We start from the raw sequence: 26,023 nt of genomic DNA, 5'->3' as shown, positions 1-26,023 counted from the left end.
ATTTATAACAAAAATTAAACAATTATTTAGTTTTAACATTTTTTCATCAATTGATGAAAAATTATAAAATATTGATTATCAAATCTTTAAAAAGAACACTAACAAAGCAACAGAATAAACAGATTGCTATTTAACATAAAATAATTTTTGAAAAAAAATCACCAAATTCAATAAAACTCAATAAAAAAAGTGGCTAAAAAGCCACTTTTACAAATATTTATTTGCTATTTTCTTTTAATTAAGATAAAATTCATACTTATTAAGCAGCTGAATTTCTTTTATAAGATCTCCATTGAGGTCTACAGAATGTTTCATAGACTGAACTTCTATGTGAGAGTCATCATCAATATTTTTAATAAAGAATTTCAACTTCTGATTTCCCTTATTCCTTTCGAGAACCGTTCTGAAGAAATCGAGATCTTCAGGTCTTACATCCATTACATCCATAACCAGAGATATGCTTTTCGCAAATCTTTCAAATGCTTCCTGAAGCTCAATCACATCATTTACATTCACGAAAACCCGACCATCTTTTACCTGGGCAAATTTGATCTTAAAAATTACAAACCTCTGAACCTCGAGCTTTTCTTTCAGCCTCATATAATCTCTGTCTCCAAGCCTGAAAGAATATGATCCGGAATAATCCTCAAGGGTCACAAAAGCGACTTTTTCCCCACTCCTGAAGCCATCCTGAACTCTATATTCCGTAATTAAACCTGCTACGGTGTATTCTTTTCCGCCACCTCCGTTTTCTCTCTCTTTCTGCAGTGTTTTCCAGTCCTTCTTTTTTTCTTCAAACAGTTCCTCCTGTTTATTTGCGAAAGCCTGCTCTTTATAAGCATCTACCTCATCAAGATTTAAAAATGAAAAAGTCCCTTTTGGTTCTGCTTTTTTGGTCACTTCTTCTATCACTTCCTCTTCACCTGCAACGACGTCATCAGATACAATCTCTGTAAGATCAACCGTTTCATCCAGTGAATCCTGTTCTAAAACAGGCGCTTCATCAGTCCCCGTTTTATCTTCTCCCTCTTTTTCCAGCACCGATTTCTTAGAAAGCTGTCCCTGGATAAACTGGAACTGGTACTTGAATTCATCCAGTGGATGTGCAGAAAGGTAGAATCCAATGATTTCTTTCTCCTTATTTAAGGTATGCATATTGGGCCATTCCGGACAAGGAAGTAATTTTGGCTGTTCAATCTGAACCTCTTCTGCAAAATCAGCAAACAGGGAATGTTCCATCTCATTTTTACTCTCCTGAAAGCTTTGCCCGTATCTGATTAATCTTTCCAGATTCGTTCTTCCCGCCATATCGATATCAAAATACTGACCTCTGTGGAAAGAATCCAGCTCATCAAAAGCGCCAGCCAGCACTAAACTTTCTGCCACTCTTTTATTCATCTGGGAAGGTAATATCCTTTCAAAGAAATCATAAATATTTTTAAATCTGCCGTTTTCCCTTTCCCTGGTAATTCCTTCACTCGGACCTTCACCAATACCTTTAATGGCTCCAAGTCCAAAACGGATCTGTCCTTTTTCGTTTACTGAGAATTTATATTGTGATTCATTAACATCCGGACCTAAAACATCCACACCCATACTTTTACAATCCTCCATAAACATAGTGATTGAATCCGTATTGTTAATGTTATTACTCATTACACTCGCCATGTATTCGGCTGGATAATTTGCTTTCAAAAAGGCTGTCTGATACGCAATAAATGCATAACAGGTAGAGTGAGATTTGTTGAAGGCATATTCAGCAAAGGCCTTCCAGTCATTCCATATCTTTTCCAACCTCTCCTCATTCAGATTATTCTTTCTACCTCCTTCTATGAATTTGGGATACATTTTGTTAAGAACATCAATCTGCTTTTTACCCATTGCCTTTCTCAGCGTATCGGCTTCACCTTTGGTAAAGTTGGCTAATTTTTGAGACAGAAGCATTACCTGCTCCTGATAAACCGTAATTCCGTAAGTTTCTTTCAGATACTCTTCCGTTTCCGGTAAATCATAAACGATCTCCTCAATTCCATGCTTCCTGTTAATAAAGTTTGGAATATATTTAATAGGACCCGGACGGTACAAAGCATTCATGGCAATAAGATCGGCAAAAACCGTTGGCTTAAGCTCCCTCATATATTTTTGCATCCCAGGACTTTCATACTGGAAAATCCCGACCGTTCTTCCTTCTTTAAACAGCTGATAGGTTTTGGTATCATCCAGGGGAATCTCATCAGGATCAATATCAATCCCATGTCTTTCCTTTACCAGCTTTAAAGCATCTTTAATGATGGTCAGCGTTCTAAGCCCCAGGAAGTCCATTTTCAAAAGACCTGCACTTTCTGCCACCGAATTATCAAACTGTGACACCAAAATATCAGCATCTTTCGCCGCAATAGTTACAGGAACCAGATTACTTACATCCTCCGGTGTAATAATTACCCCACAGGCGTGAATACCGGTATTCCTGATACATCCTTCCATTTTCTTGGCACTTGCCAATACTCCATGCCGGGCATCATCAGGACTGTTAAGAACATACCTCATCTCATCAACAAGCATCTGTTCTTCCGGTTTTAATTTTTCATATTTTGCCAATGCTTTTGCAATATTCATCCCCGGTGTGGAAGGAATAAGCTTAGCAATATTATTGGTATCAGGAATCGGAACATCCAAAACCCTTCCGGCATCTTTAATGGCAGATTTTCCACCAAGAACGGAATACGTAATAATCTGAGCCACCTGATTTTGTCCATATTTTTCAATTACCCATTTGATAATCCTGTCCCGGCCTTCATCATCAAAGTCGATATCAATATCGGGCATGGAAACCCTTTCAGGATTCAGGAATCTCTCAAAAAGGAGATCATACTTTACAGGGTCTACATTGGTAATTCCAATACAGTAAGCAACGGCTGACCCAGCTGCTGATCCCCTTCCGGGACCTACCCAGACTCCCATTCTACGGGCTTCATTACAGAAATCCTGAACAATAAGGAAGTATCCCGGATAACCGGTATTGGCAATTACCTCCAGCTCAAAATCAAGCCGTTCTTTTATTTCGTCTGTGATCCCTGTATCCACATACCTACTTTTAGCTCCTTCATAGGTAAGATAGGTAAGGTAAGCCATCTCTCCTCTTTTCCCTCCATCTACATCATCTTCTGCATGGATAAATTCTTCAGGAATATCAAATTTCGGAAGAAGGACATCCCTTTTTAGGGTGTAAGGTTTAAATTTTGCAAAGAATTCCTCATAGGCTTCAAAGGCATCAGGATAGGCAAGAAAAGCTTCTTTTATTTCATCAGAATTTTTGATGTAATACTCTCCTGTAGCCAATCCTCTTCTTTTACCAAATCCTTTACCCACAGGGGTTGTAAGCTTTTCACCATCTTTAATACAGCTTACGATATCCTGAATATTGGAATCATCTTTATTGGTATAAAAAGTTTGGTTTTGGGCTAAAATCTTAACATTATATTTATCTGCCAGGTATAATAGAACTTCATTAAGATGCTCTTCCTCAGGAAGCTGATGATTTTGAAGCTGAACATAAAAATCATCTTCGAAAGTATCTTTCCACCATTTAAAGAGCTCTTCCCCTTTTTGTTCCCCTGTGTTTAGAATAGCATCAGGTATATCTCCAAGAATTCCCGACGTCAATGCAATAATACCTTCTTTATACTGAGCAATCAGCTCACGGCTTATCCTGGGAACCCCAAAATAGAATCCTTTCAGGAATCCAATACTGGAAAGCTTGGCCAGGTTTTTATATCCGTTAAAGTCTTTTGCCAGAAGAACAACCTGGGTTCTTCTGTCGGGATCATCTTTAGTAAACTGCTTCTGTTCATAGCGTTCTGAAATATAAAATTCGCATCCAACCACAGGAATCAGTGGTTCCGAAACAGGTTCTTCCTCATTAAATTCCTCGCCCTTCTCTTCTGCTTCCTGTTTTTTTGCCAGATATTCTTTATGTTTTTTGGCTCTGTCTGCGTTAGTGCTTTCCACCGCAGAAACAAACTTAAAGGCACCCATCATATTTCCCAAATCGACCATTCCAACGGCAGGGAAATTTTCATCAGAAGCTTTTTTAATCAGGTCATTGATACTTGAAGTGGCAGTCAATGTAGAAAACACACTGTGGTTATCAAAATTGAAATATTTACCAAGATCAATTTCGTCTATACTTCCAAAATCCTGCTGCTTTTTCTTATTGTTAAAGTCAGCAACCTGTCTTCGTATAACAATTCCAAAAGGTTGGATAGGATCAGGATAAAGGCTTTTGAAATAGGCCAGCTGATCTTCTGATATCTTCAATATCTCAGCCGGAACCACACCAATTCTCATCATTTCGAAGAAAACCTGGGCCGTGGCATTTACGTCAGCCGCAGCATTATGCGCCTCATCAAATTTATTTCCGTAAAGTTTTTCGTATAATTCTTCAAGTTTCGGAGATTTATATCTGCCTCCACGGCCTCCGCCAAGCTTACAGAAGTCTGTTCCCAGGATCATGGTATCTGCCCTCGGTTTTGCCTGTAAATTATCTTCTATATTTTTTCTATAAAACTCTGCTCCTACGATATTGTAGTCAAATTCAACATTATGTCCGGAAACTACTCTTACTCTTTCAAGAACTTTTGAAAACTCTTCGAGAATTTCCTGGAGGTCACGGCCTTCTTCATTGGCAATTTTTGTAGTAATCCCGTGAATCCTTGCAGCATTAAAGGGTATATCATAGCCTTCAGGTTTTATAATATAATCCTGATTTTCAATTAATTTCCCATCATCATCATGAACCTGCCAAGCAATCTGAACCATTCTTGGCCAGTTATCTGAGTCTGAAAGCGGAGCATTAAAATTCTTTGGTAAACCGGTTGTTTCTGTGTCAAAAATTAAGTACATATAATTTTCTAACTTTTTTAAAAAAGAGAATGTAAAGTTACTTCATTTTTTTCTAATTCTGTTTTAAGACCATAATATAAATAACCGTTTCTATTTTACAAATATTGAAATAATAACAAATTAAACAAAACCAAACAGCAATTATATCAAATTAAAATAAATTAAGTCAATAAAATATATTTATTCACAAAAAAAACATTTTAAATATTTTAAATGGACAGACTAAGGTTTTAAATACTGACACCAGCCAGTATTTTTAGTTTAATGAACAAAATGTAGAGCTCATCTTCTTAGATATGTTATCAGATCCCCCTTCTCACAGATGTCGTTCTACAATTATTTTTTTAAAGTAAAATAATTCAAAAGCACAAATATCCAAGCTTAGCAACCTTTTTTTAATGAAAAAATAAAACAAAAATAAAATATTAATTAATTAAATAAATAAAACAAAATAATAAATAAAATTAAAATAAAATTAAAAAATCATCATAATAACCAACAAACAATCAAATTAAGCAACTTATTGATAAATTAGCAAAACACAAAGTTTAAAAAAATATCAATGTCATGAAAAAAATCTTTATTTCGATCAGCATTTTAGCTATTTCTTTAGCAAATGCACAAAACAACAATGAAATTCTGAAACAAGAATTTGAAAAACAGAGGATAGAAAATGCGAAGAAATTTGATTCTTATGTAGCCAAGCGCTATGGCAACAACAGAAGTACAGAGACTTTAGAAGAAATTGAAAAACAGAAAATCAGCCTCGCTGGTTTTCTACCAAGTAACAGGCCTTATTTTTACAAAGGGCAGGATATGGATCAAATCCTTAATTCTAATTCTGATTTTTTACAGGGAGGAAATATTACGGGTTTGACTGGTTCTTTTAATGGAGAAAATATCAAATTTACCATTTTTGACGGCTGTTCAATCCCAGGTAGACCAGCAAGGGTATTTGCTGGTCATACATTTTTCAACAACGCCCAAAACAGAATAAGCAACAAAGAAGCTGATAGTTTAATTTATGGAGATCATGCAACAGCTGTTGCCAGCTTTATTGGAGCCAGAAACTTCCCGTATACATTTTCTCCAAGTGGAAGGCAAGTTAATTTTAAAGGCATTGCTCCAAATTCTACGATAGATGCCTATGCTTTTCTACAAACAACATTACCTGGTGATTCAACACCCAGTACCATTTTTCAAAAAATAATTAAGGCACAACCTAAAATTTCTAATCACTCATATGGAAGTAACCAAGGTTGGGGTCAAGCACTAGTCAGCAACCTGCCAGCATGGATATGGAATGGTAATTTCAATAGTCCAAGCACATCATTTGATGCTCAAGGAACCTATTATACAAATGATCGAGATTATGACAAGATTGTATATAACAACCCTTCTTACATCATTGTAAAATCTGCCGGAAATTCATATGGCGATGGCCCCAATGCCACAACCAGTACCAATAAAAAATATTATAAAAATAGTGCAGGAAATTTGGTTGAATTTGTCGCAACTGACACACTACCTCCCAATAATTGTGCACAAGGATATGACTGCATTGGGATTGGTTCTTTAGCGAAAAATATTATTGTCGTTGCAGCTTCAGACAGAATTACAGCCAATGGAGGAAGATATACCACTGCCACAGATGTTATACACTCAAGCTATAGCAGTGCAGGGCCAAGAGATGACGGGGGCATAAAACCAGATATTACAGCCGTAGGAACAGATGTTGCAAGTGCAGATACACAAAATAACAATACAGGAAGCCAGAGCGCAGCAACAGGTAGTGGCACTTCTTATTCTGCCCCTATAGTAACAGGTATTATTGGATTATGGACACAAATTACCAAACAGCTTTTTAACAACGCAGAGCTAAATGCAGCTTCAGCAAAAACCTTAATGGTACATTCAGCAATGGAAGCAGGTAATGTTGGCCCAGACCCACATTTTGGCTGGGGATTTATTGATGCCAAGAAAGGCGCTGAACTTCTTCTAGCAAAGTCCAACAATAGCATAGTTTTCGCCGATGAAGTATTAAACAGCGGAGTAACAAATACTAAAACAGTGACCGCTTCCGGTAGTGAACCTTTAAAAGTTACCATTTCCTGGATTGATCCTGAGTATACGATTATGCCTACAACAGATCCAGAAGTTCACAATAATAGAACGTCTAAGCTTGTTAATGATTTAGATTTAAGGATCATTGACACCGCCACAAATACATCTTATTTTCCATGGAAACTTGATGTCAACAGCCCGATGACACCTGCTGCAAAAGGAGATAATACGGTAGACAATGTAGAACAGGTAGTTATAGATACTCCTGCAGCCGGAAGAAGCTATAGAATTGAAATCACGAATAAAAATACTTTGAGAAATAATGCAGGCGCTGATGCTCCTCAAAATTACTCTATTATCGTGACAGGCTATTCTTCCTTTTTAGGGACAAAAGAGGCTAGTCCTTTAAGCAGTCTTGCTATTGCTCCTTCTATCACAAAAGATGTCACCAACATATTGAAAGCTCCTAAAAAATCCACTTTCACTGTGTATGACTTATCTGGTAAAAAATTACAGAATGGCACCATCAACAGTGATAAAGAAACCGTTGATTTATCAGCTTATACAAAAGGAATTTATATTGTTGAAGTAAAAACGGATAAAGAGATTATTTCTAAAAAAGTAATTAGAGAATAGTCACTAAAATCATAATTTTTTTACAAAATACTAACACTTGTTAGTATTTTGTTTTTTTATGTATATTTGCTTCCTATGGAAAATACACTTCACGAAAAAGTTTCTCAGGATATATTACTCAAAGCGTATAATCATATGATGCTGGCTAAAGCAATGGCCGATATTTATGAAGAAAACAGAAATGTCTGTAAATATGTACACAGCACCTCAAGAGGTCATGAAGCCATTCAGCTAGCAACTGCTTATCAGTTAAAAAAAGAAGACTGGATTTCCCCTTATTATAGAGATGAAAGTATTCTTTTAGGAATTGGTTTTGAGCCATACCAGCTTATGCTTCAATTATTAGCTAAAGCTGAGGATCCTTTTTCAGGAGGTAGATCTTATTATTCTCATCCGTCAAGCAGGGATGAAGATAAACCAAAGATCATCCATCAAAGCTCTGCTACCGGTATGCAGACTATTCCTACAACCGGTGTTGCTCAGGGAATAAAATACATCCAGGACTTTAATCTTCAGCATTTTGAAAATAATCCTGTGGTAGTTTGCAGCCTTGGAGACAATTCGGTAACGGAAGGTGAAGTAAGTGAAGCGTTACAATTTGCCGCTTTACATCAGCTCCCAATCATATTTCTGGTTCAGGATAATGAATGGGGAATTTCTGTAACCAAAGAAGAAGCAAGAACCTGTGATGCGTATGACTTTGTAGCAGGATTTACAGGATTAAGCAGAATGAGAGTGGACGGAACTGATTTCATAGAGAGTTTCGAAGCCATGAAAAAAGCTGTAAATTTCGTAAGAACGGAAAGAAAGCCTTTAGTTGTCTGTGCAAAAACAGTACTTATTGGCCACCATACTTCCGGCGTAAGGAGAGAGTTTTACAGAAACGAAGAAGATTTAACAAAACATAGGGCTAAAGATCCGGGGGAAATCCTTAGAAAACAATTACTGGAAGCAGGAATAGACGAGGATCATTTAAAACAAATCACAAAAAAGGCACGTCTTGAAGCGGAAGATGCTTTTGAAAGAGCTAAAAATGCGGAAGATCCAAAACCGGAAACCGTAATGCAGCACATCTTCGCGCCTACTCCTGTTACTGAAGAAGCAGGAACCCGTGAACCAGCCAACGGAGAAAAAATCGTAATGGTAGATGCTGCCATCCATGCTATACAGGAACTTATGTGGAAACATCCTGAAGCGCTGCTTTACGGACAGGATGTAGGAGAAAGAATTGGTGGGGTTTTCCGTGAAACAGTGACCTTAGGAAAAAAATTCGGCAGTAAAAGAGTTTTCAACACTGCTATTCAGGAAGCTTATATCATTGGATCCACAGCAGGAATGAGTGCTGTAGGATTAAAACCTATCGTAGAAGTTCAGTTTGCTGATTACATATATCCGGGAATCAATCAACTGATCACCGAAATTTCAAAATCAAGCTATCTAAGTGGCGGAAAGTTCCCTGTCAGCAATATTATCCGTGTTCCAATTGGAGCCTATGGTGGCGGCGGACCTTACCACAGCGGCAGCGTTGAAAGCATCCTGGCCAATATTAAAGGAATTAAAATAGCTTACCCAAGTAATGCTGCAGATTTCAAAGGGCTGTTAAAAGCAGCCTATTACGATCCCAATCCGGTAATAATGCTGGAACATAAAGGATTATACTGGAGCAAGGTTCCGGGAACTGAAGATGCCAAAACAATAGAGCCTGCTGAAGATTATATTCTTCCGTTTGGAAAAGGAAAAGTAATCATTGAAGCTGACCAGAATGAAACCGAAAAAGGCAGAACTTTATTGATTGTTACTTATGGGATGGGTATTTACTGGGCTAAAGAAGCGGTTAAAAATTTCAACGGCAGAGTGGAAGTGATTGATTTAAGAACTTTAATCCCATTAGATGAAGAACTTGTTTTTGAAAGGGTAAAAGCTCACGGAAAATGTATTGTTCTGACAGAAGAACAGCTTAACAATTCCTTCGCAGAAGCTTTTGCCCACCGTATTTCGAAAAACTGTTTCAAATATTTGGATGCTTCGGTAGAAACAATGGGATCTTTAGATGTTCCGGCTGTCCCCATCAATCTGATACTGGAAAAAGAAATGCTACCTAATGCGGAGAAGCTTTCCAAAAAGATCGAGGAAATGCTTCAATATTAAGCTTATATAAATAACAGCCTCTAATTTTTTTTTAGAGGTTTTTTTATGCTTTTTTTTCATTACTTTTATTAAAGATTATCCATCTAAATCCCGGACCATTGTAACCAGAGAAAACTAAAAATCATTACTGACAGACCATTTATGATAAAAGTACATTACAGTTTGGTATTCATTTTGTCGGCACACCAAAAACACATTCTTCTTTATGATCACTACAAAATACGTCAATTATAAACAGGTTCTTAATCTATCGGGAACGCACCTCATCTTAATTTCTATCTGGTGTACACTGATTGCCGTTCTGTTTTATTTCTTCAACTGGCAGTGGATGACTATTCCCTGGGTTCCTGTTGCACTGATTGGTACGGCAGAAGCTTTTTTAGTAGGATTTAAAAACAACCAGGCCTACGACAGACTTTGGGAAGCCCGAAAAATATGGGGCGGAATTGTGAATTCCAGCCGGTCATTTGCTTCCATGGTACAGGCCTTTGATACCAAGAATGAAGAAATAGGTGTGTTTGATCTGGAAGACCGGAAAAAAAGAATTATTTACCGTCATATTGCGTGGTTATATACCTTCCGTGAGCAGCTTCTCATCCCTGCAGAATGGGAACACATTAATACTGAAAACAAGTTAGGGAGAATCAACCTAAGAAGAAACAGACTGATTAAGGCAGGATTTCCGGATTATGGAAGAGCTCCTATTTTCCTGCATAAATATCTTTCCGAAGAAGAATACGAACTTAAAAGTGAATATAAAAACTTTGCTACGTATCTGATCTCTCAACAGGCAAAGGATATAAACGAGCTGAAAAACATAAATGCCATCACCGATTTCAACCAGGTACAACTTCAAAATTCACTGAATGAGTTCTATGGTTTCCAGGGACAGGCAGAAAGAATCAAGAAATTCCCATCCCCAAGACAGTTTGCCAGTACCGCATTTGTATTTAACATTCTGTTTATCATGCTGCTGCCTCTTGGATTAGTGAATGAATTTGCCAAACTGGGAGACTGGGGCATCTGGACCTCCATTCCTTTCTGTATCACCATTGGCTGGATCTATATTATTATGGAACTGGTAGGAGATTATTCTGAAAATCCTTTTGCAGGGCTTATGTTTGATGTTCCTATGCTTTCCATCTGCAGAACGATAGAAATAGACCTGCTTCAAATGACCGGTGAAACTGATCTGCCTGATCCGATTGCTTCTAAAAACGGAGTCCTGGTGTAATTACAAATGAATTGATAACCAAACAGATATACAGGCAGTTAATACAATATACTGCCTTTTACAAAATAATCGCTGTTGTATTTTTTACTTCAGAGATCATAAATGAGCTGTGCGTACTGGCGATGTGCTGAAGGGTCGTAAGTTTCGTCAGCATAAAGCTACGGTAATCTTCTATATCTCTGACCCCTATCTTGAGGATATAGTCATAATCTCCACTTACATGAAAACATTCAGTAACTTCTTCAAGATTCATCACTTCTCTCTCAAACTGCAATACGAATTCTTTTTTGTGCTGTGTTAATTTTACATGACACAAAACAATGAAATTCCGGTGGATCTTATTCCTGTCCAACAAGGCTACATATTTAGAAATAACACCTGCATTTTCCAGCTTTTTCACTCGTTCATAGACAGCTGTTACAGATAACCCAAGCTTACCGGACAGCTCTTTGGTTGTTTGTTTGCAGTCTTCCTGTAAAAACAGGAGCAGTTTTTTGTCAGTTTCGTCAAGTTCCATAGATAAATTTTTGGTCAAAATTTAATATCTCCGAAGATACTAAATATATTATCTAAATAAACAAACATTAGCAGTTTTATATTCTATAAATTCAAATTTATGTTGTAATAATTATGAAAATGATGCAATTTGGTTCCATAAATAAAAACAACGCTTATGGAAAATTTCAATGCAGCCAACGAAATACAGGATCTTCAGTATTTTGGTGAATTCGGGGGAGTAAATCCTTCCATTTCAGACAGCTCTACTTATACTTTCCTTTCTGCAAAAACAATGTTTGATACTTTTGAAGGAAATGCAGAAGGATGTTATCTGTACTCAAGACACTCCTCTCCAATGAATCTTTATCTGGCTCAGGCACTTGCCAAATTGGAAAATACAGAATCAGCCAATGTAACAGCTTCCGGAATGGGCGCTATTACTTCTGTTCTGATGCAGGTATGCAAAGGCGGAGATCACATTATTTCCAGCAGAACAATTTATGGCGGAACCTATGCGTTTCTAAAAAACTTTCTGCCTCCTTACCATATTGAAACCTCTTTTGTAGATATCGGAAATTTTGAATCTATAGAAAACGCCATACGGCCTAATACTAAAGTAATATACTGTGAAAGTGTAAGCAACCCGCTTCTTGAAGTGGCAGACCTTAGAAAACTTTCAGAGATCTGTAAAAGACATCATTTAAAACTGATTGTCGACAATACTTTTTCACCTCTTTCCATTTCGCCAACGTCACTGGGAGCGGATATCGTTATCCATAGTTTAACGAAATTCATTAATGGAAGCAGTGATACTGTAGGTGGTGTTTATTGTGGAACCCAGGAATTCATTAACGATACTAAAAATGTAAACTCGGGAGCCTGTATGCTTCTTGGTCCTACTATGGACAGTTTCAGATCTGCCAGTATCTTAAAAAATCTGAGAACCCTGCACATCAGAATGAAACAGCACAGCTACAATGCAATGTACCTTGCCGAAAGATTTGAAAAAGACGGATTGAAAATCTCCTATCCGGGTCTGGAATCTCACAAAAATCATGAATTAATGAAAAGTATGATTCATGAAGAATATGGATATGGAGGGCTATTGACGCTGGATGCCGGAACTACGGAAAAAGCTAATGAGCTGATGGAAATGATGCAGACAGAAAATTTGGGTTATCTGGCCGTAAGCTTAGGGTTTTATAAAACCTTATTCTCATGCTCCGGAAAATCTACCTCTTCTGAAATTCCGGAAGAAGAACGTGCTTCCATAGGGATTTCTGATGGCCTGATCAGATTCTCCATCGGTTTAGACCACGATATAAAAAGAACGTATCAAAAAATGAAAGAATGCATGCTTAAAGTAGGCGTTCTTACCCATGAAAACATTCATATACTCTAAATTTATTGTTATAATAGAAGCTGTCAAAATCGACAGCTTTTATTTTTTATGGTAATGATGAGGAAAAGCATCCTCCGGTTTTATTTTAAAAACATTCAGTAAAACCCAGGACTTCAGGAAGCCGTAGCCGTAAGAAAACATCTGGATATAAGTGGAAATAACTGCCATACCGGCAATACTTATATTTTTAGTAAGAAGTAAGGCATGGAAAAGTACCAAAAAGGTATACAGTCCATAAAAAGCAAGGATAATGCCTCTTCCCAGCACAAAGTATTCTAAAAAACCCATTATATATCCCAGCATAAATAAGGTAGGAAAAGCAAAAGAAATCTTTACGTAATCAGGATGTCTTTGGTTGAGAATAGGCCTTGCACAACCAAACTGGTAGACCTGCTTGGAGAATTTCCCAAAATCTACCCTTCTTTTGTGATATACTGCAATATCATCAAAAAAGGCTGTGGTAAAACCATTTTCCCAAAGTGTCATTGATAAATCAGGATCTTCTCCTATCCTCATTTCTGAAAATCCACCTACTTTTTCAAAAACCGCCTTTTTCACACCCATATTAAAACTTCTGGGCTGAAATTTTGAAACTGCTTTTTTATTGCCTCTGATTCCTCCCGTTGTAAAAACAGAAGTCATAGAATATGAAATAGCCTTCTGCATCAGATTAAAACCTTTATGCGCTTTATCTGCCCCACCAAATGCATCACACGGAATGGTAACAATATCTTTTTTAATATGCCCGATATAATCTTTCTCAACAATGACGTCACTGTCCACAAAAACCAACCATTCATTAGCCGCTCTTGCTGATCCATAATTCCTAGTCAGCCCCGGTCCGGAATTATCTTTCCTGAAATATTTAATATCCAGGACTTCGTCAAAATGATGTATCGTAGGTTTCAGATCTATTACAGAGCCATCATCCACAATAATAATTTCAAACTCTTTATCCGTCTGTTGGGTAAGGGAGGTCAGCAACTCAAAAAGTTCATCTTTTCGGTTGTAAATAGCAACAATAATGGAAATACTAGGTTTCAAATTGAAAATTTGTCAAAAATAACCATTCATAAAGGAATTCACAAACAGTTTAACAGGTATTCTCCGAAATTAACACCATGATACTTTTAGACGGCATTTTAATCATAAGCTCCCGAGGCAGTAATTCCCTTTGTAAATAAATTGATATTTTAAATAGATGGAACATATGACACTCATGGAAATATAAAAGATTCCTGCAAAAAAAAGAACAAATTTCAGTTTGAAATTTGTTCTTAAAATAGAAACTATAATTTTACTAATTTCCATTTTTGGGCATTGCCGGTATTGGCTGCCCAAATCTGGATTTTTGTTCCATTGGCTGCAGAACCGCTATTGACATCAAGATTAGAACCTGGCGCATGAGCGGGAGACAGACTATAATAATCATTTCCCAGCGATGTTAATTTCCATTTCTGGGCATTTGTTCCATTGTCTGTATATATTTGTACCTGAGTTCCATTGGCTGTACCTGAATTGGATACATCTAAAGATTTAGTGGGAGCATTAAGAGGCTGTAGCTTATAGTATCCTCCACCCACATCAGTAATTTTCCATTTTTGGGCGGTATTACCATTAGAAGCCCAAAGCTGAACTTTTGTTCCGTCTGTTGTCCCTGCATTCAAAACATCCAATACACTAGTACCATTAGTGGCAGAAACCAATTGATAGGTAGCTCCGGATATAATTCCTGTTGTGGGCGTTGTTCCGTCTCCATACACTGTATTTTGCCCGTACAGCACATTGGTGGCACCAGAAAAATAGGACGCTATATTGGTAGCTCCCAAATCATAATACAGAAAAACACCATATCCGTCAGTTTTAGTTCTCTGTGCAAAGTTTATCGCTGTAGAACTGCTTGTAAAAGAAGAAGTCCCCGAATTTACATTTACTGCTGCAGCACCTTTATGAGCATTATCCAGACCTGGTATGTTGGGAGCTGAATACGTACTGTAATATGGATTCCAGGCATAATCCACTTTCGATCCTACAGTTACCCCATTATAAGAAAGATTGCTTGCGGAAGGGCCAATATTATAAAAAGAAATAATTTTGGTTGGAAGTAAGTCCCTAAGGGCAGTCACAAGATAAACAAATGAAGACTGATTAGGCTGAGCTGTTCCGTTAGCGCCATAATTCGCATATTCGTCGTCAAAATCGATACCATCCAAACCATACGTATTTACAGCATCAGCTAACTCCTGGGCAAAAGCCTGAGCAGCAGCCTGAGTTGGAAAATTAGCAAATCCGGCTCCCTGGTGATTCCCAAGGATTGACAGCATCACTTTAATCCCTTTGTCCTGTAAAGGTTTTATGTAAGTATTTTTATTAGTAAGTACATTGGTAACCTGGTCATTAAAATGTAAATATGCCTTCTGAGTGGAGGTATTATAATTGATGTTGGCTGCAAAAATAATAGCCACATCAAAAAGCTGCCTTCCATCTGCCAGTTTATATTTACCCACTTCCCGGATATCATTGTTATTCACCTCAACATACATAACAGAAAGAGGATTTTTTCCAAAAGCAGCCACTTTGGAATTCAAATTCCCACTGGCTGATAAGGATTGTTCATTTGGAGTGGTAGAATCATCTAAACTGTCAGAATTACATGAAACAACACTGAGCATGCTAATTAATAAAATAAATAATGATAGTAAGCTAATTTTTTTCATAATAAAATTGTTTATTTCAAATGTAGAATAACACTCAATAAACAATTAATGATAAATTATCAAAATCATACACTATTTTATCAAAAGAAATAAATAAGACAAACAATAGTAAATAAAAATACGAAACACATAGCAAATTCTTGATTTTTCAAAAAAACAAGGTATTCTAAAAAAACAAACCGGATTTAAAGTATAAGCAGATAACTAAAGCTGTTGAAAGAAGAAACAGCAGCAGAAAAAATCATAGAAAATAAGCTTCTGGAATAAAACAATCCAAAAATATAGAGTGAAAAGCCAATACTTATCTACTCTAGCCTATATTTGGATCTTCACTTTTTGGGCTTTTGATGGCTCTCCTCATTGGAAGTCGACGAACCTCCCAACAACTCCAGCGCATCAAAAACAACACCTATTATATCAAAAATATTCCAGGACATAGATTAACTTAAAGGTTAAACAAAATTTTGAATATTAGAAAGCAAAAACCCTTCCACAACAGGAAGGGTTTATAAATCTTTATTGATTTTCGAGTTTGTGTACTTTTTTTGTTCCTTCATACATTTCATACTGCAAAAATCTGGTTTCCAGTTTTCCGTTGAAAAGTTTAATCTTTCTGGAAGGACGTAATCCTATTTTTTTAACAGCTTCCAAATCGGATGAAATTAACCATGCTAATGTATTCGGATAGTTTGTTTTAAAGGTATCCCCTATTTTTTTGTAGAAATCATCGTCATTGATAGAGATTCTCTCATCATATGGAGGATTAAATACCATCAGTAATGGGAAGAGGTCTTTCTTGGAATCAAAAAAATTCTGTTTTTTGATCTCAATCACATCTTCCATTTCTGCAGCATCCACATTTATTTTGGCGGCATTCAGCATTCTGGAATCAATGTCATATCCTACAATTTTTCCGTCAAACTGTCTCACTCGGTTAATTCTGAACTCTTTAATTTTTGCAAACAGATCAGCATCATAATTTTTCCAGTTTTGGAAAGCAAATCCTCTTCTGAAAGTCTGTGCCGGAAGGTCCAATGCAATCATAGCAGCCTCAATCAATAATGTTCCTGAACCACACATAGGATCAAGGAAGTTTCCTCTTCCATCCCAGCCGGCAAGCTGAAGCATTCCGCTGGCAAGTACTTCATTAATAGGTGCTTCTCCCTGCTCTCTTCTATACCCTCTCTTAAACAAAGGATCTCCGGAAGAATCCAGTGAAATCATCACCAATTCCCTGTCGATATGAAGATGGAATTTAATATCCGGATTTCTTGTTTCCACATTAGGACGTCTCTTGAATTTATCCTGAAAATAGTCCACAATAGCATCCTTCATTTTTAACGTCACAAACTGGGAATGCTTAAATGTTTCAGAATTTACGGTTGAATCAATAGCAAAAGACTGGTCGACACTCAAAAAGTCTTCCCACGGAAATTTAAAAAGTCTGTCATAAAACTGGTGCTGGTTAAAAGCTTTAAACTCATGAATCGGCACTAAGATTTTTAATGCTGTTCTTGCTGAGTAATTAACTTTATAAAGAAAACCAAGATCTCCTTCACAATTTACCGCTCTGTTTTTAATTTCGACATTTCTTCCGCCTAATTTCTTGATTTCTTCCGCCAGAATCTGCTCCAGTCCGAAGAATGTTTTTATCTGAATTTTTATATTTTCTGTGTCCATAAGTAAAAATTAAAAGTATAAAGGTTTAATAATTAAAAGATTAGCTATCCAACGTATTGATCAATTGAATTTTTCAATCTTTTAATGTTGTAAAATACTTTGCTTTTAACCGCACAAATTTAGTTATTTTTGCATTATGGAATGGTTTGAATCTTGGTTTGATACCCCTTATTATCATTTGCTTTATAGCAACAGAGACTATACTGAAGCTGAAAACTTCATCACAAAGCTTACTGCGGACCTTCAGCTGCCGCCTAATTCAAAAATTATAGATCTTGCTTGCGGCAAGGGAAGACACTCCGTTTTCCTAAACAAACTGGGATATGATGTTTTAGGACTCGACCTGTCCAGACAGAGTATTGAATCTGATAAGCCATTTGAAAACCAGACACTGGTTTTTGATGTTCACGACATGAGAAATCCTATTGATGCAGATCCTATGGACGCTGTTTTCAATTTATTTACAAGTTTCGGATATTTTGATAATGAAAATGACGACAAAAAAGTTTTTCAGTCTGTATATAATGCTTTAAAACCGGGAGGTTATTTTGTGCTGGATTATCTTAATGAAGAATATGTAAGAAAAAATATAGTTCCTGAAACGTTAATTACACGTGGGGACATTGATTTTAAGATTCTGAAAAAAATTGAAGGAAGACATGTAATTAAAGATATCTGTTTTGAAGCAGACGGCAAACCTTTTCATTTCTTTGAAAAAGTAAAGCTCCACACCTTAGAAGCCATTAATGCCTATGCTTCTGAATGCGGTTTTGAAAGAATAAAAATCTGGGGAGATTATCAGCTGAATGAATTTAACAGAGAGAGTTCCCCACGTTGTATCAATTTATTTAAGAAAAAATAATGACCACAGTACTTTTACTGATTTTAAGTGTAATTGCAGGCGTATTTCTGGGAAAACACTTTGGTAAAAAAGAAAAACTGGCTAAAAATCTTTTGATCTTAAGTGCCGGTTTTTTGATTACAATATGCCTGAATGAAGTCTTTCCACAGGTTTATACTTCCACAGAAAGCAATAACCTGGGAATATTTGTGATTGCAGGAGTTCTTCTGCAGATGGTTCTGGAAGCATTAACCAAAGGTTTTGAGCACGGACACTTTCACCACCACAGCGAACACAATATCCTTCCTGTTGCTTTAATGGTAGGATTATTTATTCATGCTTTTATAGAGGGAATTCCTCTCGCCAATGAAGAACATGAATTGTCCCCTTATCTTCTGGGGATTGTATTTCACAATCTACCGATATCTTTTATTCTGGGAGCATTTTTGTTCAACAGGCATGAAGAGTCTAAAAGTAAATCATCTTATCCTTCTTTACTGATTGTAGCGCTTTTTGCACTGGCTTCACCAATGGGAATGCTGTTAGGGAATTATTTCAACCCAAATCTGCAACCTTATTTTCTGGCTATCGTAGGAGGGATTTTCCTTCATATTTCCTCAGTGATCATTTTCGAGAGCAATAAAAACCACAATATAGACTGGGTAAAAATAGGACTGGTAGTCCTGGGTGTTTCACTGGCGCTGTTCATGCATCTTTTCCACCAGCATCCCCATTAAATATACATTAAAAATAAAAAAGCTCCGAATATTTTCGGAGCTTTTATGTATATGATCAGAAACTTAGAATTTCCATCCCAAAGTAAGGAAGAAATTATTTCTGGTATTTTTCACACTGGAAACAGCATAAGCATCGCTGCTTACAATATTCGTTGGTGAGTAATATGCAGAATCTACCTGATCTGAAAGCACTCCTCTCAAGAAAGGATTATTGTACTTTGATGTTATATTCTGGTAAGAAGCATCAATATAGAATGATTTGAAATCATATCCTATACCAAATGAAAGAAGATTTCTGTCACTCAACATAAGATTGCTGTATGACTGATTGTCCTGCGCAATACCGGCATCATTATAGCTGCTGATCGCAATAGCATCCATAGGGCTGGAAACATAAGAATAACCTCCTCTCAGTCTAAATTGCTGTACTCTATATTCAGCACCTAATCTAAGCTCTGATAAGTTCTTGTAGTTATCCTTAAAGAAATCATTCAGCTCTCTTTCCGCTGATCCGTATACTTTATAATCAGGTTTTGTAAGTCCTAATGTATAGTCTACGTTCAATGAGAAATTCTTATTAGCTACAAACGCAGCACTTACTGTTGCCTTAAGCGGTGTGGTAAGTTTTCTGTTCTCATACCCCATTCCATCTCCTGTATTGGCATCATTATAATAATTATAATCTCTGTCAATAGTCCAGAAAGTAGGTGTTTCAAGGGCTGCTCCTACTCTGAAATTAGGACTTAGCTTTCCTATCACCCCTAATGAAGCTGAAAATCCTGAGGATCTTTCAAAATAAGGAGTGTTTTGCTTACTGAAATATTCTAGAGACTTATTTTGAATCGATTGAAAAGCTGCTGTATCATACTGATCTATTGATGTACTCAAAAAGTTAAGACCTGCTCCAATATAGAAATTATGATTATAATTTGCTCCTACACCAAAGCTCATTTTTGATAAATTACCATATCGGTTGTAAGCATGTCCTGCAAATGATGAACTTTTATCAGTATCAAAGTCATAAATCATTTTATTATTCCCAGCCGATTCTACGTAATTATCAAGAGACTGATTAGAATAATTGATCCCTATATTGATAAACTTCCATCCTGTTTCAGTCATCAACGGAAATGCAATAACACCTCCCACGTTTCCGAGGTCCGTCTTTGTTTTGTTATAATCTAAGGTAGAACCTGCCCAAGTGCTGCTGTTTTTATTACCGGCCACAGATAACGTTCCTGAAATTTCTCCGGAAATAGCGACTCCCAACCCTGCCGGGTTGGTAAGCAACGAGTTCGCGTCTCCTCCTAATGCTCCATTGGCACCTGCCATCGCATTAAACTTAGCCGATCCCACCATAGGAGAGCTGGAATAAACATCTACAGTATTCCTTATCACGGAAACATCCTGTGCCTGCGCAAAGAAAGCTGCAGAAACACTCATTAATACTAAAGATTTTTTTAACATTATTTATTAATAGTTTATTTTTAATTTGAAAATTATCTGAAGCCTCCGCTGCCTCCGGATCTCATGCCGCCTCCGCCGCCAGATCCACCTCTGAAGCCTCCGCCTCCGGAATTGAAGCCTCCACTTGATCTGAAGCCTCCGGAGTCATTAGATCTGAAACCTCCGCTGTTATTATATCTAGGCTGATTGTATTCAGGTCTTGGTTGTGGCGAAGAATTACGGAATCCTCCGGAATTTCCTTGTCGGAATCCCCCATTCGTATTAGAACCTCGGAAGCCTCCGGTATTTCCTTGTCGGAAGCCTCCATTGGTATTAGAGCCTCTGAAACCTCCGGTATTTCCCTGTCTGAAACCACCGTTTGTATTGGAATCTCTGAATCCATTGCTACTTCCGTTTCTGAATCCTCCTGTACTTGGTCTGTACACATTATTTGTTATACCCGGATTACCAACAAATCCTCTGCCATCAGCACCACTTCTTCTGTATGGTCTGTTGTAGTAACCACCACCCCAGTAGCCTCCTCCATAGCCCCAATATGGGTTACCATAGTATCCGCCCCAGAATGGATCATAATATCCGCCCCAGTAAGGACTTCCCCAGCCTATAGAGCCTCCCCAGCCCCAGCCGAAAGATCCGCCCCAACCCCAGGACATTCCCATATTCCAGCCCCAGCCACGGTTCCAGCCCCAATATGGGCTATAGCCACCGTACCAGCCCCAAGGAGATCCATATCCCCACGAGTTGTCATAATAGTTGGTTTGAGAACCTGCATACATTCCCCAATCGGAATCTGTAGCATTGGTATTCCATTCTGGATTCGTACCGCTCCATTCGTTATATTTATTCTGTTGGTCTCTTGAATTCTCCTGTGCATTTTGGATCACATTAGAATCCTGATAGTAGTCATAATATTCGCCTACTCTGTTTCCGCTACCATTAATGATCACTCCTTCCGGCAGCGTATCCTTGTTGGGGTCATAATAAACCCCGTCTGTCTCGCTATACCCTCCCATCTGAGCACCACAAGACATAAGCAATAATCCGCCTGAAACAGCTAAAATCCCTTTAGATTTAAGCAGGCCAAGCAAATTTTTATGTATATTTCTTTTCATGATAACGTAAAAATTTTTAAATTAAATTATATTTGCAATCTGTACCAAAAATGTACCAAAAGACCGGTAAATAAATCTATCAAAAATAGATTTTTATTTTTAGATAACAATAATGTACAAAAGTTAAAAAAATTTTAAAAAATAATGGCAAAATTAACCTCAAGAAGCGAAGATTACAGCAAATGGTATAATGAGTTGGTTGTAAAAGCTGATTTAGCTGAAAATTCAGGAGTGCGTGGATGTATGGTGATCAAACCATATGGCTATGCAATCTGGGAAAAAATGCGTGATGAAATGGATAAAAGATTCAAAGAAACAGGTCACGTTAATGCATATTTCCCGCTTTTTGTGCCCAAGAGCTTGTTTGAGGCAGAGGAAAAGAATGCGGAAGGCTTTGCAAAAGAATGCGCCGTAGTTACCCATTACAGATTAAAAACAGATCCAAATAATCCACACAAACTGATTGTAGATCCTGATGCTAAGCTTGAAGAAGAGCTTATTGTACGTCCTACTTCTGAAGCGATTATCTGGAATACCTATAAAAACTGGATTCAATCTTATAGAGATTTACCAATACTGATCAACCAATGGGCTAATGTTGTACGTTGGGAAATGAGAACCCGTTTATTCCTTAGAACTGCAGAATTTTTATGGCAGGAAGGGCATACTGCTCATGCCACAAAAGATGAAGCTGTAGAAGAAGCCGAAAAAATGAACGATGTGTATGCAGATTTTGCAGAGAAATTCATGGCTATGCCAGTTATCAAAGGCTTAAAAACACCATCTGAAAGATTTGCAGGGGCCGATGAAACCTACTGTATTGAAGCGTTAATGCAGGATGGAAAAGCTCTTCAGGCAGGAACTTCTCACTTTCTGGGTCAGAATTTTGCAAAAGCATTTGATGTAAAATTCACCAACAAAGAAGGAAAAATAGAACATGCATGGGCTACTTCATGGGGAACTTCAACCCGTTTAATGGGAGCTTTGATTATGACTCACTCTGACGATTTCGGATTGGTATTGCCTCCAACTTTAGCCCCTATCCAAGTGGTTATTGTACCTATTTTCAAAGGAGAGGAACAGCTGAACCAGATTAGTGAGGTTGCTTTAGATATTCAGGCTAAACTAAAAGCCAAAGGTATTTCTGTGAAATTTGACAATGACACTCAGAATAAACCGGGATGGAAATTTGCAGAATATGAATTGAAAGGAGTTCCTGTAAGAATAGCAATAGGACCGAAAGATCTTGAAAACAAGTCTGTAGAAATCGCAAGAAGAGACAACCTTACCAAACAGTCACATTCTCTTGAAGGTTTAGATTCTTATATCGAAGAATTATTGAAAACCATTCAGGAAGATCTCTATACGAAAGCTTTAAACTTCAGAAGAGATAATATCAGTACAGTAGATACTTATGAAGAGTTTAAAAAAGTTTTAGAAGAAAAAGGAGGTTTCATTTATGCACATTGGGATGGTACTGCTGAAGAAGAAGAGCAGATCAAGGACGAAACTAAGGCTACTATCAGATGTATTCCTTTGGATAATGATGTGGAAGAAGGTATTTCAATGATCTCAGGAAAACCTTCTAAGAGACGTGTATTATTCGCAAAAGCTTATTAAAAATTTTAATAATTTCAAAAAAAATCATCAGTTTCTAAAGAAATATTCAAAAAAAAGTGACTTTTGGACGGATTTTTGTTTAAATTTATCACAACATTAATCCAAAAAAATTTATTATTATGTCTTTAAACGTCATTGATTTAATTAAAGGACAATTAGGTCCCGCTTTGGTTTCGCAGGCTGCATCGCAGTTTGGAGAAAGTGAATCCGGTATTTCTAAAGCAATTGGTGGTTTATTGCCAGCCGTAGTAGGCGGATTAGCCAATAATGCAGACAATCCTGGTGTATTGGATGCAATAACGAAAGCCTCTTCAAGCGGCATATTAGGGAATTTATTGGGTGGATCATCCAATAATTCTATTATTACCAGCTTATTATCTTCTCTTTTTGGGGATAAGGTGGGTGGACTCGTAAATTCCATTGCCAGTTTTTCAGGAGTCAGCAATAACACTGCAGGTTCTTTATTAAATCTGGTAACAGGAGCTACTGTAGGTACTGTAGGAAAGTATGCAGCAGATAATAACCTTGGAGCTTCAGGGATTTCCAGTTTATTGAATGATCAGAAAGGCATTGTCTCTTCTTTACTGCCAGCAGGCCTTTCTTTAGCTTCTTTTGGTTTAGGAGCCGAAAATTGGTTTGGCCAGGCTAAGGAAACGGTTTCCTCAGTAACTTCTACTGCGAAGGACAACATCGCTGAAGGTGTTGCTACAGCCAGAGAAAATGTCACTGAAGGAGCAAGAGAGGTAAGAGAACAATTTAACAATAACAACAATAACAATGAAGGCGGTGGTTCAATCTGGAAATGGTTGCTGCCGCTTTTATTGCTGATTGCTGCCGGATATTTCTTATGGAGGCAGTGCGAGAAAAAACAGACGACTACAACGACTACCGCTACATCTGACTCAACAGCAGCCGGTACTACTGTAGATACAGCAGCTACAACAGGAACAGCGACGCCTGCTCCAGCTACTGTGAAAACAGATGAAAACATTGACCTGAACGGAGTAATGTTAAAAGGTTACAAAGGAGGTCTTGAGGATCAAATGATTTCATTCCTGAAGTCTGGCGGTTATAAAAACGCAGCTGATGATGCTGCATTGAAAGATAAGTGGTATGACTTTGACCATGTTAATTTTAAAATGGGAAGTTCTACAAGCTTAGAAGCAGGTTCACAAGGACAATTGGATAACCTGGTTGCTATTTTAAAAGCTTTCCCGGATGCTAAAGTTAAAATCGGGGGTTATACTGATAAAACAGGAAACGAAGCTTCTAATGTAAAATTATCTCAGGCAAGAGCTGACTATATCAAAGCTGCTTTGGCAAAAGCAGGCGTTGGAGCGCAGGTACTTGGAGCTGAGGGTTACGGAAGTAAATTCGCTACAGTAGACGCTAAAGCTTCTGATGCTGAAAGAGCTGCTGACAGAAAAATGTCTGTAAGATTTGCAAAATAATCTCTTTAGATTCAATACAAAAAAATCCCGGAAATAATTTCCGGGATTTTTTTGCCCTTATGATTTCCTCATTTATATTTATTTAATTAAATTTGTTAGTCATTTCTAACATTTATGAATTTCAACTTAAAGAACGCCTGGCGTAAAGATAAAACCCTACACTCATTACCAGAGGTTTATTCCTCTATTAAGGTCCCAAAAAATGCAACATTCTGGAGAAAATATCTGGCATTTGCAGGCCCGGGTCTTATGATTGCTGTAGGATATATGGATCCAGGAAACTGGGCTACGGATATCGCCGGAGGGGCACAATTTGGATATACCCTACTCTCTGTTATTCTTATTTCCAACATTTTCGCCATGGTTTTACAACATTTATCTGTAAAACTGGGAGTTGTAGCAGAAAGGGATCTTGCACAGGCCTGTAGAGATCATTTCAATCCTACCACCAATTTTATACTCTGGATTTTTTGTGAAATAGCCATTGCTGCCTGTGATCTCGCCGAGGTTATAGGTTCTGCTATTGCCTTAAATCTGCTGTTTCATATTCCTTTAACCTGGGGAATCGTTATTACTACTGTTGATGTTTTGATTATTCTTTTGCTCCAGGCAAAAGGATTCCGCTGGATTGAGAGTATTGTAGGCGGACTTATATTTATCATCTTATCCTGTTTTGTATACGAAATAGTAATATCCAAACCGGCTTTTAATGAGATCCTTGGAGGCTTGGTACCACAGAAAGAAATTATCCAGAACCCTGCAATGCTTTATATCGCTATCGGAATTTTGGGAGCTACCGTTATGCCTCACAATTTATATCTCCACAGCAGCATTGTGCAGACCAGGGATTATACCCGGGATAGAGAAGGTAAAAAAGAAGCGATAAAATTTGCCACTTTAGACAGCACAGTGTCACTTATGCTTGCTTTTTTCATCAATGCTGCGATCCTTATTCTTGCAGCGGCAACATTCCACACTACAGGGAACGAACATATTGCTGATATTCATGATGCTTATAAAATGCTGACTCCTATTTTAGGAGCTTCTATGGCAAGTATCGCCTTTGCTATTGCCTTGCTTGCTTCAGGACAGAATTCAACCCTTACCGGAACGCTGGCAGGCCAGATCGTAATGGAAGGTTTTTTAAATATCAGACTAAAACCCTGGCTGCGAAGATTGATTACAAGACTTATTGCCGTTATTCCGGCTTTAATTGTTGCTATTCTTTACGGAGAGCAGGGAACAACAGATTTATTGGTTTTAAGTCAGGTTATCCTCTCTATGCAGTTAAGTTTTGCAGTAGTACCTTTAGTGATGTTTACCAATGATAAAGCCAAAATGGGAGAATTTGTCAATAAACCTTTCTTAAAAGTTTGTGTCTGGATTATTTCTATCATTATCATTATTTTAAATCTTTATTTACTGTATCAAACTTTCTCTGAAAATTAATCCAACCCTATATTATAATTTAATTTAAATTTAATATAGCAAAAGAAAATCATAATTAATTGATT

The 26,023-nt window shown here is 37.3% G+C and carries 16 protein-coding genes; 9 read left to right on the top strand and 7 right to left on the bottom strand.

Going from position 1 to position 26,023, the window contains the following annotated elements:
- Positions 1 to 234: 234 nt before the first annotated feature.
- The gene (gene dnaE / locus MP477_RS11345) at positions 235 to 4,902 is read right to left on the bottom strand and encodes a DNA polymerase III subunit alpha (protein ID WP_257190517.1); all 4,668 of its coding nucleotides are present in this window, start codon (positions 4,900 to 4,902) and stop codon (positions 235 to 237) included.
- Between the two features lie 567 nt (positions 4,903 to 5,469).
- On the opposite strand from dnaE, the gene MP477_RS11340 reads away from it, so the two are divergent.
- The 3 genes from MP477_RS11340 (at position 5,470) to MP477_RS11330 (ending at position 10,984) form a co-directional block, all read left to right on the top strand.
- Complete coding sequence (locus MP477_RS11340) at positions 5,470 to 7,602, top strand: S8 family peptidase (protein WP_257190516.1); 2,133 nt, start codon at positions 5,470 to 5,472, stop codon at positions 7,600 to 7,602.
- Positions 7,603 to 7,677: 75 nt separating this feature from the next.
- On the top strand, positions 7,678 to 9,750 hold the full coding sequence (locus MP477_RS11335; RefSeq protein ID WP_257190515.1) for a thiamine pyrophosphate-dependent enzyme: 2,073 nt from the start codon (positions 7,678 to 7,680) through the stop codon (positions 9,748 to 9,750).
- Positions 9,751 to 9,955: 205 nt separating this feature from the next.
- Positions 9,956 to 10,984: a bestrophin family protein gene (locus MP477_RS11330; RefSeq protein ID WP_230034261.1), complete on the top strand. Its 1,029-nt coding sequence runs from the start codon at positions 9,956 to 9,958 to the stop codon at positions 10,982 to 10,984.
- Positions 10,985 to 11,042: 58 nt separating this feature from the next.
- On the opposite strand, the gene MP477_RS11325 is transcribed toward MP477_RS11330, so the two are convergent.
- The gene (locus tag MP477_RS11325) at positions 11,043 to 11,501 is read right to left on the bottom strand and encodes an Lrp/AsnC family transcriptional regulator (RefSeq protein ID WP_257190514.1); all 459 of its coding nucleotides are present in this window, start codon (positions 11,499 to 11,501) and stop codon (positions 11,043 to 11,045) included.
- Between the two features lie 156 nt (positions 11,502 to 11,657).
- Between MP477_RS11325 and MP477_RS11320 the strand changes: the two genes are divergently transcribed.
- Positions 11,658 to 12,884 carry an aminotransferase class I/II-fold pyridoxal phosphate-dependent enzyme gene (locus tag MP477_RS11320; protein ID WP_257190513.1) on the top strand — a complete coding sequence of 409 codons (1,227 nt, stop codon included), beginning with the start codon at positions 11,658 to 11,660 and terminating at the stop codon, positions 12,882 to 12,884.
- Positions 12,885 to 12,923: 39 nt separating this feature from the next.
- Here MP477_RS11320 and MP477_RS11315 read toward each other — a convergent pair whose 3' ends face one another.
- From MP477_RS11315 to MP477_RS11305, 3 genes are all read right to left on the bottom strand, one after another.
- The gene (locus MP477_RS11315; protein WP_257190512.1) at positions 12,924 to 13,928 is read right to left on the bottom strand and encodes a glycosyltransferase family 2 protein; all 1,005 of its coding nucleotides are present in this window, start codon (positions 13,926 to 13,928) and stop codon (positions 12,924 to 12,926) included.
- Positions 13,929 to 14,173: 245 nt separating this feature from the next.
- Entirely contained in the window at positions 14,174 to 15,601 is a 1,428-nt protein-coding gene (locus MP477_RS11310; RefSeq protein WP_257190511.1) for an endo-beta-N-acetylglucosaminidase H, read from the bottom strand.
- A gap of 516 nt (positions 15,602 to 16,117) precedes the next feature.
- The gene (locus tag MP477_RS11305) at positions 16,118 to 17,281 is read right to left on the bottom strand and encodes a class I SAM-dependent RNA methyltransferase (RefSeq protein WP_257190510.1); all 1,164 of its coding nucleotides are present in this window, start codon (positions 17,279 to 17,281) and stop codon (positions 16,118 to 16,120) included.
- Positions 17,282 to 17,417: 136 nt separating this feature from the next.
- On the opposite strand from MP477_RS11305, the gene MP477_RS11300 reads away from it, so the two are divergent.
- Positions 17,418 to 18,143, top strand: a complete 726-nt coding sequence (locus MP477_RS11300) for a class I SAM-dependent methyltransferase (RefSeq protein WP_230034249.1) — start codon at positions 17,418 to 17,420, stop codon at positions 18,141 to 18,143.
- Positions 18,143 to 18,859, top strand: coding sequence for a ZIP family metal transporter (locus tag MP477_RS11295; RefSeq protein WP_230034247.1), 717 nt, complete (start codon positions 18,143 to 18,145; stop codon positions 18,857 to 18,859). Before MP477_RS11300 ends, MP477_RS11295 begins: the two co-directional genes overlap by 1 nt.
- Before the next feature lie 63 nt (positions 18,860 to 18,922).
- Here MP477_RS11295 and MP477_RS11290 read toward each other — a convergent pair whose 3' ends face one another.
- On the bottom strand, positions 18,923 to 20,302 hold the full coding sequence (locus MP477_RS11290; RefSeq protein WP_257190509.1) for an OmpP1/FadL family transporter: 1,380 nt from the start codon (positions 20,300 to 20,302) through the stop codon (positions 18,923 to 18,925).
- A 56-nt stretch (positions 20,303 to 20,358) separates the two neighbouring features.
- Positions 20,359 to 21,438 carry a prolyl-tRNA synthetase gene (locus MP477_RS11285; protein ID WP_257190508.1) on the bottom strand — a complete coding sequence of 360 codons (1,080 nt, stop codon included), beginning with the start codon at positions 21,436 to 21,438 and terminating at the stop codon, positions 20,359 to 20,361.
- Between the two features lie 144 nt (positions 21,439 to 21,582).
- Between MP477_RS11285 and proS the strand changes: the two genes are divergently transcribed.
- The 3 genes from proS to MP477_RS11270 all read left to right on the top strand — a co-directional run bounded on the left by proS (position 21,583) and on the right by MP477_RS11270 (position 25,958).
- Positions 21,583 to 23,058: a proline--tRNA ligase gene (gene proS, locus MP477_RS11280; RefSeq protein WP_257190507.1), complete on the top strand. Its 1,476-nt coding sequence runs from the start codon at positions 21,583 to 21,585 to the stop codon at positions 23,056 to 23,058.
- A 119-nt stretch (positions 23,059 to 23,177) separates the two neighbouring features.
- On the top strand, positions 23,178 to 24,509 hold the full coding sequence (locus tag MP477_RS11275) for an OmpA family protein (protein WP_257190506.1): 1,332 nt from the start codon (positions 23,178 to 23,180) through the stop codon (positions 24,507 to 24,509).
- Positions 24,510 to 24,623: 114 nt separating this feature from the next.
- The gene (locus MP477_RS11270; RefSeq protein ID WP_230041346.1) at positions 24,624 to 25,958 is read left to right on the top strand and encodes an Nramp family divalent metal transporter; all 1,335 of its coding nucleotides are present in this window, start codon (positions 24,624 to 24,626) and stop codon (positions 25,956 to 25,958) included.
- The last annotated feature ends 65 nt before the right edge of the window (positions 25,959 to 26,023 follow it).

Source organism: Chryseobacterium sp. WG23 (genome assembly GCF_024586575.1).
In the GTDB taxonomy this organism is placed as follows: Bacteria; Bacteroidota; Bacteroidia; order Flavobacteriales; family Weeksellaceae; genus Chryseobacterium.
This window is presented reverse-complemented; position numbering and strand designations above follow the sequence as displayed.